Origin of the sequence: Paenibacillus sp. AD87, from assembly GCF_001659845.1 — a bacterium.
Classification (GTDB): domain Bacteria; phylum Bacillota; class Bacilli; order Paenibacillales; family Paenibacillaceae; genus Paenibacillus; species Paenibacillus marchantiae.
This window is the reverse complement of record NZ_LXQN01000007.1, coordinates 2,512,576-2,527,417: the sequence shown is the minus strand read 5'-3', so window position 1 is coordinate 2,527,417 and position 14,842 is coordinate 2,512,576. Positions and strand designations below refer to the sequence as shown.

11 protein-coding genes are annotated in these 14,842 nt (G+C 42.6%); 6 read left to right on the top strand and 5 right to left on the bottom strand.

Features of this window, described 5'->3' with window-relative positions; all coding sequences use genetic code 11:
- Window positions 1–15 precede the first annotated feature (15 nt).
- Entirely contained in the window at window positions 16–879 is an 864-nt protein-coding gene (locus gpAD87_RS11070; RefSeq protein WP_064638338.1) for a helix-turn-helix domain-containing protein, read from the bottom strand.
- A gap of 125 nt (window positions 880–1,004) precedes the next feature.
- Here gpAD87_RS11070 and gpAD87_RS11065 point away from each other — a divergent pair, with 125 nt between their 5' ends.
- From gpAD87_RS11065 to gpAD87_RS11050, 4 genes are all read left to right on the top strand, one after another.
- A complete protein-coding gene (locus gpAD87_RS11065) occupies window positions 1,005–2,948 on the top strand; it encodes a glycoside hydrolase family 127 protein (RefSeq protein ID WP_064638336.1) in 1,944 nt (647 codons plus the stop codon).
- Between the two features lie 283 nt (window positions 2,949–3,231).
- Window positions 3,232–5,373, top strand: coding sequence for a M1 family metallopeptidase (locus gpAD87_RS11060; protein ID WP_157258448.1), 2,142 nt, complete (start codon window positions 3,232–3,234; stop codon window positions 5,371–5,373).
- 345 nt (window positions 5,374–5,718) lie between these two features.
- The gene (locus gpAD87_RS11055; RefSeq protein ID WP_064638332.1) at window positions 5,719–7,164 is read left to right on the top strand and encodes an amino acid ABC transporter substrate-binding protein/permease; all 1,446 of its coding nucleotides are present in this window, start codon (window positions 5,719–5,721) and stop codon (window positions 7,162–7,164) included.
- On the top strand, window positions 7,157–7,885 hold the full coding sequence (locus gpAD87_RS11050; protein WP_064638330.1) for an amino acid ABC transporter ATP-binding protein: 729 nt from the start codon (window positions 7,157–7,159) through the stop codon (window positions 7,883–7,885). The genes gpAD87_RS11055 and gpAD87_RS11050 overlap by 8 nt, the downstream gene beginning before the upstream one ends.
- A 55-nt stretch (window positions 7,886–7,940) precedes the next feature.
- Here the strand turns inward: gpAD87_RS11050 and gpAD87_RS11045 are convergent, their stop codons facing one another.
- Entirely contained in the window at window positions 7,941–8,849 is a 909-nt protein-coding gene (locus gpAD87_RS11045) for an AraC family transcriptional regulator (protein ID WP_064638327.1), read from the bottom strand.
- Window positions 8,850–9,091: 242 nt separating this feature from the next.
- Between gpAD87_RS11045 and gpAD87_RS11040 the strand changes: the two genes are divergently transcribed.
- Window positions 9,092–10,306, top strand: coding sequence for a sugar efflux transporter (locus gpAD87_RS11040; protein ID WP_064638324.1), 1,215 nt, complete (start codon window positions 9,092–9,094; stop codon window positions 10,304–10,306).
- A gap of 67 nt (window positions 10,307–10,373) precedes the next feature.
- Here the strand turns inward: gpAD87_RS11040 and gpAD87_RS11035 are convergent, their stop codons facing one another.
- Together gpAD87_RS11035 and gpAD87_RS11030 are read right to left on the bottom strand one after the other, a co-directional pair.
- Complete coding sequence (locus gpAD87_RS11035) at window positions 10,374–11,654, bottom strand: MFS transporter (RefSeq protein WP_064638321.1); 1,281 nt, start codon at window positions 11,652–11,654, stop codon at window positions 10,374–10,376.
- Between the two features lie 17 nt (window positions 11,655–11,671).
- Window positions 11,672–12,304: a TetR family transcriptional regulator gene (locus tag gpAD87_RS11030; protein ID WP_064638320.1), complete on the bottom strand. Its 633-nt coding sequence runs from the start codon at window positions 12,302–12,304 to the stop codon at window positions 11,672–11,674.
- A gap of 367 nt (window positions 12,305–12,671) precedes the next feature.
- Here gpAD87_RS11030 and gpAD87_RS11025 point away from each other — a divergent pair, with 367 nt between their 5' ends.
- A complete protein-coding gene (locus gpAD87_RS11025) occupies window positions 12,672–13,853 on the top strand; it encodes an MFS transporter (protein WP_064638317.1) in 1,182 nt (393 codons plus the stop codon).
- Here gpAD87_RS11025 and gpAD87_RS11020 read toward each other — a convergent pair.
- Window positions 13,816–14,667 (bottom strand): MurR/RpiR family transcriptional regulator, encoded by an 852-nt coding sequence (locus gpAD87_RS11020; protein WP_064638315.1) that lies wholly within the window; start codon window positions 14,665–14,667, stop codon window positions 13,816–13,818. The two genes, gpAD87_RS11025 and gpAD87_RS11020, sit on opposite strands and share 38 nt — an antisense overlap.
- Window positions 14,668–14,842 lie beyond the last annotated feature (175 nt).

Sequence of the window (14,842 nt, the reverse complement as noted above, 5' to 3'; positions counted from 1 at the left end):
TCAGGATTCACATCATTAAGTAATCATATATTGCTTTCGAAATTGAAGCGGAGACAACCCGATATACCGTTTGAAACAGGATGAGAAGTATGGAGCATAACGAAAGCCCACTTCTTCCGCAATGCGGTCGATCAACCAGTCTGTAGTAACCAGTAATCGCTTTGCACGTTCTAAACGAAGTTCATTTAAATATTCAATTGGCGTTTTACCATACTTCATCTTCATGCAACGGATAACATAGTTGGGATGAAAATGAAGAGCTGCTGCCAACGTTTCATTCGTGACCTTTGTCTTGTAATTCTGTTGAATATATATTGCTGCTTGTTCTGCTAATCGTGTCTGCACGGAATCCATAGCCCGCAAGCTGCCTTCTTCCAGCATGGAAAGCAATTCACCTAGTAAGCGCTGCTCCTGCCAAAAGGAGCTGTCCATTTCTAGTGTCAATAATTGCTCCAGAAGATTGAAAGCCGCTTGTGGATTGGCTAATTTCGAATGTTTAGGAAGCCTTAACGTATAAGGATTGCCAAACGGTCTGGAGGAATCTTGCAACTCCGGTTCATGATCAGAAGAGGTTAGCAAGCTTTCACATTTTTCAACATGCTCGAAATGCAGCCAGTAAAACAGCGTTTTCTGTGTACACGGCCTGACCGAATAGTGTTCTCCTTCTGGCAGCAGGATTAGTGAATCTCCTTTTTCCAAAGTCCATTGTTGATCATTCTCTCCAATATATAATTCTCCCTTGACCACAATCAATACATCGTAGATACCAAGCTTTTTTCGGTTCGGATGATGATCTCCAATTTCATATTCAGAACGTCCTGCTCCTAAATAATAGGGGAGTTGGGGAACTTTAAGCTCTATGATTCCATCTCCATTCAAGAAAGATAGCCCTCCTATTAGTGTTAAATTCTATAGAAAAAAGTTCAATTCAATTCTATTTTCCCATGTAATCACAGCTTATAATTGAAAACCACAAGAGTCAATTTTATAGGAGGAATTCCATAATGCGAGAAGCCAAAGTAGCCATTCAAGACACCTTCTGGAAAGAATACTCCGAATTAGTCCGTCAGACTGTCATTCCTTATCAATGGGAAGCGCTAAATGACCGAATCGAAGGCGCGGAGCCGAGCTATGCCATCCGTAATTTCCGAATTGCAGCTGGCTTGGAGAAAGGTGAATTCGGGGGATGGGTATTTCAGGATAGTGATCTCTACAAATGGTTGGAAGCGGTTGCTTATTCGCTTGATAACCATCCTGATCCCAAGCTGGAGAGCATCGCTGATGAAGTGATTGACCTGATTGGTAAAGCTCAACATGAAAATGGCTATATAAATACCTACTTCACCATTAAAGAGCCTGGAAGACAATGGACCAATCTGTATGAAGCTCATGAGCTATATTGTGCCGGTCATATGATTGAAGCAGCAGTTGCATATTATCAAGCGACAGGGAAGCGCAGATTGCTTGACATCGCATGTCGATTCGCTGATCTCATTGACAGCATGTTTGGAACCGAGCCAGGTAAAATTCAGGCGTATTGCGGGCACCAGGAAATAGAGTTAGCCCTAGTTAAACTGTACAACGTTACGGGAGAACAGCGTTACTTGGATCTGAGCAGTTATTTCATTAATGAACGCGGCAACCAACCCAGTTATTTTGTGGAAGAATGGGAACGCCGGGGAAGGAAGAATATTTGGTCGCAAGGAACTCCCAATCTTGAGGTCTATCAGTCTCATCTTCCTGTGAGAGAACAATCTGTGGCTGTAGGTCATTCAGTTCGTGCGGTGTATATGTACACCGCCATGGCCGATTTGGCACGCTTCACGAATGATTCAAGCTTGCGAGAAGCCTGCGAACGGCTCTGGATCAATACAACGCGCAAGCAAATGTATATTACCGGGGGCATAGGTGCAACACATTTGGGGGAAGCATTCACGTTCGACTATGATTTGCCTAACGATACGGTATATGCGGAGACCTGCGCTTCCATTGGGCTGATTTTCTGGGCACGTCGGATGCTGCAATTGGAAGCCAAAAGTGATTATGCTGACGTCATGGAAAGAGCACTATACAATAATGTACTTGGCAGCATGTCCAAGGACGGACAACATTTCTTCTATGTAAACCCACTAGAGGTATACCCGGATGCGAGTGAGAAAAATCCAGATAAACATCACGTAAAGCCCGTACGTCAGAAATGGTTTGGTTGTTCATGCTGTCCGCCTAATGTGGCACGTTTATTAAGTTCACTTCATGATTACATTTACGACGTAACCGATGACGGAAAAACGGTGTATGTTCACTTGTTTATTGGCAGTGAGCTACAATGGGTGACAGGAGACGGTTTGCAATTGACAGTACACCAACAATCTGAATTACCGTGGCAGGGGAAGGTGGAATTTTCGATTTCTATTGCTTCCAATCATGCTAAAGCCGCACCATTTGAGATTGCACTCCGAATTCCTCAGTGGTATCAAAGCCAAGATCCAATATTAAAGATCAACGGGGAACCTCAACATTATCGTAAGGAAAATGGTTATGCGAAAATGGAACGTAATTGGTCCGATGGTGATACAGTACAGTGGATATTGCCACTGGAAACCCAATTGATTGCAGCACATCCTCTGATTCGATCGGACGCTGGCAAAGCTGCCATCCAACGCGGACCGCTCGTTTATTGTCTGGAGCAAGTGGATAATGGATCTCCACTGTCTTCACTCTCATTTGCCGAGGAGCCAAAGTTGAGAGAACACAATGCGCCTGAACTGCTTGGTGGCTGCATTACTGTAGAAGTTGATGGACTACTTGTCGATGAATCAACTTGGTTGGAGAATCAGCCATACCAGCCGCTGCACAAAAAATTAAAACCGGTACAACTCCAAGCAATCCCTTATTATTTATGGGGTAATCGACAAGCCGGAGAGATGAATGTTTGGCTTCGTACCTGATTATATAATTCGGATGTGACACCTTTAATTGAAAATCGGAAAGAGTCACAAAGCAAAAAAAAGTCGCCTAAATGGCGACTTTTTGCTTTTAAGGTCAGACTCATTTAATGCAAACAGCTACTTTTTTTAAACGAAATTTAAGATACGTATTAAACCAGTGTAAGGTTGATCTTCTATACTTGCCTCTGAGCTTCAAAAATCATTCGAGGGAGAGATTTATATCAATCATTCACGTTCATTCACATCAAATCGAATCAGAATAACAGCCATCAGCGCACTCGCTATGATTCTGACCGCATGCCCGATCATAAGTATGGGTAGTGCTGCCGCTAATGCAGCTCCTGTATCTGCTATTTCACAGGCCGCAAAAGATATTCAGGCTCAAGCGCCTATCCAATATCAAATTCAAGCCCGGCTGGATGAGAAGAAGATGACCATAGAGGGGAGTGAATCCATTACTTACCGAAATACAAGTAAAGATACATTGAAGCAACTGGTTTTTCATACTTATGCTGATGCCAACCTTTCGGAATCGACACAGACGACCATGTTTAAACATTCCAATGAAGAGATTAGCAAAAATAATCCTGATAAGAAACCGGAAGACTTTCTTGGAGGAATTGATATTGAGAAGGTGACGATCGGTGGGCAAGCCCTTGATTTCAGTAATAAAGACCAAGCTATGTCGGTGAAATTGGAGCAACCCCTTCAGCCTGGTGAATCCGTGTCGGTTCATGTCCACTTTAATCTGAAGATTCCCTATGGCTCACAGCGGTTATCGTATTACAAAGATATTATCAATGGGGCTCATTGGTTCCCTGTAATGTCAGTCTATGATGAGGCCAAGCATGAATGGGATAGCAAACCTTATAGTAAAACATTTGAAACGGATTATTATACTTCCGCGGATTATGAAGTTCAGTTCAATGTTCCCGATCAATATCAGGTAGTTATGCCTGGTACGATAACCACACGGGATGATGCAGAGACTGGACGCAAAGTGGTATCCACCGTAGCCGAGAATACGAGGGAGTTTGCTTTCTTTGCCAGCCCGAACTTCAAAGTGGACAGCGTAACCCGGAATGGCCTTACCGTAGAGTATTATTATTTTGACAACCAGCCAGGTAAGAAAAAGATCGTTGATGGGTATGTTGATCAAGCATTCAAAGCCATTGATTTTTTCAGTGATAAATACGGTAAATACCCTTATCCTGAGTTCCGGATTGTTGAATCGTATGTAGAAGGTGTAGCTATCGAATATTCAAGAGTTATCCAAATGGGGCAAATCGGAATAAATTCTGCTCCAGAACAAGACACAGTATTTGTGCATGAAATCGCGCACCAGTGGTTTCATGCGTTAATCGGGAATAATTCGGAGACAGAGTCTTTCCTGGACGAAGGCTTTGCAGATTTCTCCAAAGTTTATTTTTCTGAGAAGCAGGGGGATACGATGAATGGGTTCAAGTCCATCCAATTTGACGATTCCACTGTGGATAAGGCTATTGCTTCAACTAATGACGAGGTTGGAGATTGGGCAAGCCCAGTTTATTACGATAAAGGCCGTCAAGCGATATATCAATTGTACCGTTCCGTCGGGGAAGAGAAATTCGATGCCTTTATGAAAGAGTATTTTAAACGCTATGTGTACCAAAACGCTACGATTGACGGACTTCTGCAAACGATAGAAGATGTACTGGGGAAGGAGGCGCGTAATGATATGAAGACGGCTTTATATGAGCCTAATTTTACGCTGAAGCCCGAATATCAACTGTCGAATGAGGAGAAAACGGCATACCTGCATGATCAGTTTCAATCGTTGTATGGATCAGCGTTAACTCAGGTTCCGAATTTACCTTTTGAAACGATGAGCCGTGTGATGGATAAAGCCCTTCAAGGTGAGCGGTTAGCCATTGTGCTCAGTGATCAGGTGAGCAAGGCAGCGAACAAACAACAGGAAGCTATGGTAAACCAACTGACAACTCTTCTGGATTTAACCGGAGTGAAGTATGACCTGATCCAGGACCGGCAGGAATTGAAGCAAAAAATGAAAAAAGAACTAGCTACCAGCAACCTGATTGTACTTGGTAACGCCAAATCAAATGGTTTTGTACAAGCATTAAAATCCAGCATTATGGACCGTGCTAGCCATATCGGGTTTCAATGGAAAACGACTATGAACCAACCGTCTGCTGCGGGAGCCTATGTGATCAAACACCCTTATAATCAAAATCGTTTGATGCTGCACTATTTCTGGAATGAAGATCATCTGAGCAGTGGGAGTCTTGAACCATTTATGATGAAGATGCAAGAATCCATTGGATTCAGCAGCGCTTATTATCAGTATTATATGTTGGACAAGACGGGCAAGGTAACATTGGATAAAAAAGTGGAAAATCCACTTTCGAAATTTTTCGCTGAAGAATAACCCGAAGTGTCCATTCTTATAAAGAAAGATTAAATACCTTGGCAATTGTCATGGGAAGATCATCATATTGTCTGTTATTGAGTCGCCTATATGGCGACTTTTTTTATTTAAGTTCATTTTAGGTTTTTAAAACCTGTCCTGAAGGGTAAATATAACGTGGATCTTTAAATGGATGTAAAATAAAACGTTGCGGAGGAACATGAAGAATGTTAGGGAAAGCATTGATTGTTAATATACTGCAAATAATAACAATATAATGTGCAAAGACACCTAAAAATGTACGACAGTAACATCAATGACAAGAAAATGATTAAGATTCGGAGAACACCGAGATGAGGAGGACATATGAAAACAACCAAGGTCTCATTTTTTCTACTATCACTAATTCTGCTCCTAGTGGCGGGGTTATCCGGATGGTCGGGGGATGCCAATGCAAACTCTAATTCAGGTAAAACCTATGTGATCGGCACGGACATCACATTTGCACCGTTTGAATATCAAGATGAAAATGGGGATTATGTAGGCATCGACATGGATTTGCTGGATGCGATCGCCAAAGACCAGAACTTCAATTATCAAATCAAAGCCCTGGGATTTAATGCGGCAGTGCAAGCTCTTGAGTCAAATCAAGTGGATGGCGTCATTGCCGGGATGAGTATCACGGATGAACGCAAACAAAAGTTTGATTTTTCAGAGCATTACTATGAATCAGGCGTTGTTATGGGGATTAGTGCCAATAATGATACTGTAAAAAGCTACGAAGATCTTCGCGGAAAAAAGGTCGCCGTGAAAACGGGCACAGAAGGATACAGCTTTGCTGAGTCTATCGCCTCAAAATATGGTTTTACCATTGTTCCATTCGACGATTCTTCGCAAATGTATGATGATGTGAAAACTGGAAACTCGATTGCATGTTTTGAAGATGAACCAGTTCTAAGATTCGGGACAAATCAGAATAACGGTTTGAAAATCGTGACCAAGAAAGAAGACGGGGCTTCCTACGGATTTGCAGTAAGTAAAGGGCAAAACCAGGAACTTCTGAAAATGTTTAATGAAGGATTAGTGAATATCAAGGCTAACGGTGAATTTAAGCGCATTACCGAGAAATATCTTGGTGAAAATGCCGTTGTCGCAAACCAAGGTCGTTGGGAATTAGTCCAAAAATCTCTGCCGGCACTGTTCAAAGGTCTGGGAAATACCCTCTTATATACGATTATTTCGCTGTTTTTCGCTTTTATCATCGGCTTGATCTTTGGCTTTATGAAAGTGGGTCAAAATAAGTTCCTTCGTGGTGTTGCTACTGTATTTGTGGATATTTTCCGCGGGATACCGTTGATCGTCCTGGCATTCTTTATTTATTTCGGGATTCCTCAGGCGATGGGCTTCACCATGCCACTGTTCCTGGCCGCCATTCTGACGTTGAGTCTGAATGCAGGAGCGTACGTAACGGAAATTATTCGCGGGGGTATTCAATCGATTGATCGTGGACAGATGGAGGCCGCCCGTTCATTGGGGCTTCCTTATCGCAAAGCGATGATAAAGATTGTAATCCCTCAGGCCATACGGGTTATGATTCCTTCATTTATTAATCAGATGGTTATAACATTGAAAGATACGTCGATCTTGTCTGTTATTGGCCTGGTGGAGCTGACGCAATCCGGTAAGATTGTCATCGCAAGAACATTTGCCTCTTTCGACATTTGGTTGACTGTTGCGATTATGTACCTGATTGTTATCATCACATTGACTAAAATTGCTGACTACCTGGAGGTGAGGGTTCGTCGTGGGTAAAATTAAAGTAGAAGGATTAAAGAAAAGTTTTGGCACGAATCATGTGCTGAAAGGCATCGATATATCGGTCAACGAAGGTGAAGTTGTCTGTGTCATTGGACCTTCAGGTTCAGGTAAAAGTACGTTTTTGCGTTGTATTAACCAGTTAGATGAGATCACAGCAGGACGGGTTATCGTAGATGATCGAGATTTAAATGATCCCAAAACGAACATTAACAAAGCTCGCGAGAACATAGGTATGGTATTTCAGCACTTTAACCTGTTTCCTCATTTCAGTGTGCTCAAAAATATTATGTTTGCCCCCAGAGAACTTGGGATTTTAAAAGAACAGGAAGCACGCGATACGGCACTTCGTTTGCTGGATCGGGTTGGTTTGTCGGATAAAGCTGACAGCTATCCCAACCAACTTTCGGGCGGACAAAAACAGCGCGTAGCAATCGCTCGTGCGCTTGCCATGAATCCGGACGTTATGTTATTCGATGAACCAACTTCGGCGCTCGACCCCGAGATGGTAGGCGAAGTCCTTGGTGTAATGAAGGATCTTGCGAGCGAAGGTATGACGATGATTATCGTGACCCATGAAATGGGTTTTGCCCGTGAAGTTGCGGATCGGGTTGTCTTCATGGACGGTGGATATGTTGTAGAGCAGGGCACACCTGTCGAAATATTCGGGAATCCAAAAAATGAACGGACGATCAGCTTCTTGGAGAAAGTACTCTAAAAAGCCAAATCAAAACCCCTTCAAGATCATTTCTTGAGGGGTTTTTGGTGTGCATTTAATTTGAATGGGTCATTGCTCGTAGACGTTTTACATCTTCTCTTGGCGGAAAACCAAACATGCGAGAATATTCACGACTGAATTGTGAAGGACTTTCATAGCCGACCTGGAAAGCAACATCCGCAGCATCCGTCGATTCAGACAATAACAGACGCCTTGCTTCCTGCAGTCTTAATTGTTTTTGGAACTGAATAGGACTCATGGCGGTAACCTCTTTGAAGTGTCTATGCAGTGAAGCCACGCTCATTTTTCCAATCTCCGCAAGCTCCTCGATGCGAAACGTTTGATTATAACTACTAACAATCCGTTCAATCACATCTCGGATGCGGTACGTAGCACTTCCTTCAAGTGCAATCTGCTCTAACATGCCTCCATGCTCACCTTCAAGAACTCTGTAGAGAATTTCCTTGATATAGAGAGGGGCCAATATCGAGATATCCTTTGGTTTATCCAGCAACCGGACTAATCGAATTAGGGCATCCAACATCGTTAACTCCGTCGGGCTGACATATATGCCTCGTTTGGCATTTTCCTTCCGCCTACCTCGCAATTCGGTATCGCGTAATACATCCAGCACTTGCTCCGGCGTAAATACAAGATTTAGAGCCAAATAGGGAGCGTCTGAGGAAGCCTCAACCACTTGTGCGGTAACCGGAAGGTCCAAGGAGGCCACAAGATAATCGGCTGGACTGTATCTGAAGCGCTCCTCGGCAAGCCATACATCTTTTGCACCTTGAACAATAATGCACAAGGACGGTTTGTAAACAGCATGCTTCGGACCGGTCACTGCTGAGCGACGAATAAAAAATAAAGAAGGAATCGCAGTTTCATTTAAACCTTCGTGTTCTGAATATTGCTGAATAACACGGGCAAGATCTTCCTGTTGCTTATATATGGGCTTAGACATAATATCCTCCTTACTCCTTCAACGGAATAGCCCAATTATAAACCATGAAGATCCCATATATAAATGGTCTTGAGAAGATTAGGCAATCTTTTGCGATGAATTGGTTATCGGTCTTAAATTCATTTGGTGCATAATTGGATGACAGAGACACGGCAACAGCCTTACTTTTTTAGAGAGGAGAATCAGAATGAAAAATCGTTCTCTCGCTATTAACGAAATGCGTTCTGACTGGAGGTGAGAATTTGTTTACACGGATTAAAAATCTGTTTGAGATAAAAGGATATCGTTTATTCATCATTTGCATTCTGCTGGTCGGAATAGGTATTTCAATTACTCAGCCATATCTGTCCTTGTATGCCACCGAAGTTTTGGGAATGAGCATGGGAACCTTTGGCGTTTTCATGGCAGTAAGTTCATTAGGTGGAGTACTGGTCAACTCGCTTATTGCCAAACGGTCAGATCGCGGTTTGGATCGGAAATGGTTAATTATTTTGGCAATGCTATCGTCTGCGTTGGGATACGCTTCATATTTGGTGTTTGATCAATTCATTATTCTGTTGGTTGTCATAACTTTTTTTAGTGGATTAGGCGCACCTGCGATGCCGCAAATTTACGCCTATGCACAGGAATCGGCAGTAGCAAGTCAAAACAATGATAAAACGTTCGCGATGTCTATATTACGTTCACTTGTGTCCTTAGGCTTCCTGATTGGACCACTTGTCGGTACAGTTATATTGGGTGTACTTGGATATAAGGGTCTCTTTCTGGGCACGTCCTTTATCTATATTACCATCGCATTTCTTGTTTTCTTTTTTCTACAAAGACGAAAATTAGTCCAGCAAAATAAGGATAAAGTAAAAAGCGTACACACTTCATCGCTGAAAAACAAAAAAATCATGCTGCCGTTTATCGCCTTTATCTTCCTGTTTGCAGTAAATGCGATGAACACCATCAACACACCGTTATTTATTGTTCATGAGCTTCAGGGTACACCGATGGAAGTTGGATTGGTCGTTAGTATCTCTGCTTGTTTGGAAATCCCTATCATGCTTGTATTAGGTTCCTTGGGCAAGAAGATATCAAACCACACTTTGTTGATCATCGGTTGTTCTGTGGGGCTTTTTTATTACGCCATCTTAAGTCTATCCACCCATTCCTGGCAGCTTATCGCGGCGCAGCTCCTGCAGGCAATATATGTAGCCATTGTGATGGGGAATGGACTAAGCTATTTCACGGATTTGTTGCCTCATTCACCGGGACAGTCCACGACCCTCTATTACAATGGCTCTATTATTGGTCGTCTTGTGGGAAACATGGGTGGAGGTATTCTTGCCCAAATCTTCGGATTTCGTCATGTGTACTGGATGTGTATCGCTATCATGATTTTCTCTGTGTTGATCCTATGGGCGACAAGGGTTCATTCAAAAGTCAAACCAACAGAAGGACACTCCGTGTAGTTCTTATTGCTACATTTCCATTTTCAAAAGAAAGAGGCTGGCAGGTATTCACTCAGGTGAATCTTGTTTAGGCTTCTTTTCCATTTGCGCTGGCCTTCTCAGCCGTCGCATAAACCAATCGGTTACGAACCAGGGAGGGCAGGAATTTTAGATAGAAAAAGCTGACGGCGATCGTGCAGAATGCCAGTGTGTAATGAAGCCAGGTGACCGATAACCAGACTGGAAAGGCGAGGGCGATACCTCCCAAAGCCAATGAGTGCCCAAGCATCATAATCGGCTCGATCAATGAATTAACTCGGCCCATATTCTGCGGAGGAACAAGCTCTGGCATCCAACTGCCCAGCGCAATGTTAATGGGAGCTATGGCAATTCCCGCCAACAGGATGAGAAAAAGATAGACTTCAATCCGCACGGTTGTTCCAAGTCCTCCGATCAGCAAGCTGGAAATGAACAGCCCCGATATCAAAATCGGAGTTCTTGTGAAGCGCTGGATTAAGCGAGGAGCGATGATGCTTCCAATCAGAAAGCCGATCCCCAAAAAGACAGTAATGAGCGAAGAATGAACAACGTAATTGTCGGGGCTTAACTTGTATTTCATGGCGAAGATGGGGAGTACAGAGAAGACACCGTTTACAATACCGAAAAATAGAAACCCACTAATCAGTACAATAAGCAATCGATTCCCGGCAATATATCGAAGGCCTTGCCAAAAATCGTTAAAGAGAAGTGATAGTCGTAGTTCCCGAATAGAGGTTCTTCCGTTGGGAATACGGGCACGTTCGGGGAAATCTCCCCAAGCTAACAGAAGACCGGAGATCAGGAAACTAACGCCGTCGATGATAAAGGCACCTTGAATGCCTATAAAATGATAGGCTGCTGCGCCCAAGCTCATACCAAAGAGCATAAACATACCCATGATCATCTGATTGAGGCCAGAGGCCTGAACGTATTGGTCCTGATCAATGCTGCCTTGCAGTAATCCCATTTCAGCGGGACCAAAAAATTTGGATATCGAACTGCGTAAAAAGAGCATTAAAAAACAGAAGAACAGCAAGTCATAATGAACAAATAATAACAACAGCAGGGTAAGTCCTGCCCTGATCCAGTCACTGTAGGCAGCAATATGCTTACGGTCGAATCGGTCAGCGATGACTCCGACGATCCAGAACACAGCCAAGGTGGGCAATGAATACATCAGCTCCGCCATCGTAGCGAGTGATGGGCGCTCACTGTACCTGTCTACCAAATAAAAGGCGAATGCCATATTTCCAATCACGGTTCCTAGCTGTGACGTAAAAGCCGCAATGAACAGCTTGCAGAACGTTGGATTACGAAAAAGCGTCTTCATTCCTTTTCCCCCTAATGTTACGACTCTTTGATCGATATTGGATGGAGCAGACTCTTTAAATAAAGCATTAGGGCTTCATACTGCATTCGAGTGTTCGCTTTTTCAGGACCGATTGTGATGTAGTGGGTCATAATTCCCTCTTGAAAGGATGCAGCAAGTCTGGAGATATCCATGATGTCCATGACAGGTGAGAACTCTTCACGTTCCACACCGATCCGAAGCAGCTCCGCAAACTGTGCGATTCCCTTTTCATATCGTTCAAGAAGCAGCTCGCGGCGTGGCACATCCCGCCACCCGACCAGAAAGTACTCATAGAACGCAGGCATCAATCCTCCGTGGGGAGAGCGATGGAGCTCCTGCCACTGCTGGGAATAAAGTGTAGTCACCGTTTCCCATATGGAGGAAGAGGACTCCATTAGCTGATTGATATACTGTTCATAATCTGCGTCCTGATAATCCAGTAAAGCCTCGAAAATATCCTCTTTGGTCTGATAATACAAGTAAATCCAGCCCCGGCTCATTCCAGTTTCCTGAATGATATCCTTTAACGTCGCTGCACCATAACCCTTTTCGGTAAACACCCGTTTGGCTGCTTCAAGTATTTGCAGATTTCTCCGTTCTTTTTGAGTATCTGTTAGTCTGGGTGACATTTCACACTTCCTTCCCGTTTCATCAAAATGAACCTCGTGTCATTTTAATAATAATGACACGAGGTTCATTTTGCAATAGGAAATAAAATAATCAACACAAGAGAACTTCCAGGTGCTATATGATGAAGCGCACGTATATCAAATGAATGCTATAGTTTAGTCCAATTCCTTACCTCTTCAAATTTAATTAACAGATTGAATAGTCATGTGCATTATTAAACAAATCGGACGTATTTAATAATTGTAGATGTTATGATCTTGTTTATAATAATATACATATGATCATTAATTAGTTGATGTACATTTCCAGTTCAACGAGTTAAGCAAAATGAATGCACTACGAATAGGAAGCAGGAGATCAATTTTTATGGAAAAACAGAAAACATTATTCATCTTTATATTAACCATAGGTGTCTTCGGTATTTTAAATACTGAAATGGGTATCGTGGGAATATTACCTTTAGTGGCTGATCACTTTCATATCAGTGTATCCAAAGCAGGATTACTCGTTAGTCTCTTTGCCATTGCTGTTGCAATATCTGGTCCTACGTTGCCGTTATTGTTCTCGGGTTTTAATCGCAAGAAGGTCATGTTGCTGGTACTTGGTGTTTTTGTGCTGGGGAATATGGTGTCCATATTTGCGACAAACTTCAACGTAGCCTTAATAGCCCGCGTCATTCCTGCTTTTTTACACCCGGTATATGTCTCCATCGCTTTGACAGCGGCAGCAGCCTCCGTTAACAGGGAAGACGCTCCAAGAGCAACTTCCAAAGTATTTATGGGCGTAACGGGAGGAATGGTACTTGGTGCACCGATCTCAAGTTTTATTGGTAGCAGCACTTCAATCCAGATGGCCATGCTATTTTTTACGATCGTGAACGCTATCGCATTCTTTGCTGTGCTTCTCTTTGTACCCTCAATGCCTGTTCAGCAAAGGCTTTCTTATGGATCACAATTAAGTGTTTTAAAAAAATCAATAACATGGCTTTCCATTATTGGTGTCATTTTTATTAATGCAGCGATGTATGGTGTGAGCAGTTATCTGGCGGAGTATCTTGAAACCATTACGAATGTAAATGGGGGCACAATTAGTTTAATGTTATTCATATTTGGCGGGGCAAGTATATTAGGAAACATTGTCGCAGGCAAAGTGCTTACTACGAATCCCTTGAAATCTGTAGCCTTGTTCCCATTCATCTTGGGAGCGGTATACATTGTATTATTCTTAATGGGAGAGTTCACTGGACCTATGGCTTTCATTGTTTTTGTTTTTGGAATAATGATTGCTGTAGGAAATAACATTAGTCAATATTGGATCACATCAGCAGCACCGGAAGCCCCCGAATTTTCGAATGGATTGTTTCTAGCATCCGGTAATTTGGGGGTAGCAACAGGCACATCTGTTGGAGGACTCGTTATTTCAGGAATGGGTACACAGTACGTCGTATTAGGCGGACTCCTGTTCTTGATATTGAGTTTAGTCTTTATTTTACTGAGGAACTCCTTGCATATCACTCATCCAACTGGAAATTCTTCAACGAATCTGTAGTCATTTGCATGTTTTTGCCGTAGTCAATTTGAAAAATACAGGAATAAATCACGTTTAATACGTAATCAAAGGCAATTTGTGATGAAAATGTACCGATCTTTGCATGTTTTGTTTCGTCATTCGGCACCTGGATACAGATCGTACTCATCTTGGCCAACTCACTTTGATGATTCGCGGTAATCGTGATAAATGGAATTTTTTCACGCGAGAAATGTTGGGCTGCCTTTAGGAAAATCGGCGATTTTTCATGGTAGGTCAGAAAAATGGCACAATCCTTTGGAGTAAGATTTATGGTGTGATAGGCCCATTCGGATAGCTCTGTTGTGATCACGACGTATTTATTGATCTTAATCAATTTATTCTGAAAGCTCTTCGCGCGGATTTGAGAATCCCCCAACGCATAGATGAAGATTCGTTTCGCCTGATCCAGCAAATCGGCTGCTTCTGTTAGAGAGGCTTCATCCATAAAAGCAAAGTTTTTCTCAATCGTTTCTTTCATTAGTTCAGCTATATCTTTTGCCACCTGGAGTGAAGATTCACCGAGAGCGAACGGATAATTGGGATCGATATTGGAGATGTTCTGAGCATCTTGTTGAAACTCTCGAGCAAGCTTAATGCTGAACTCCTTAAACCCCGAAAGTCCAAGCTTATGAGTCAATCGATTGATGGCAGAATGTGACGTGTATGTAGCTTTGGCAAGCTCTTGAATATTCAGGTGAAGCATTAGCTCCTTATGAGTCAAAATATAAGAAGCGATGCTTTTTTCATTTGGTGTAAAGTTGTTCATGTCTGTTAATTGGGTCAATATTTTCAACAGGTTCACCCCGGATTCATTGAAATAACGTTGATGTAGAGCGTCCAGTAAACATTTTGTTTAAAGAGAGGGCATTAGAAATACATAACATTGGTCAAATGTACCGTAATTTCTCCAAAGCTCCTCCGGAGGATTTTCTTCTTCTATAATAAATGAAAAAGAGCCTAAGGGGGAA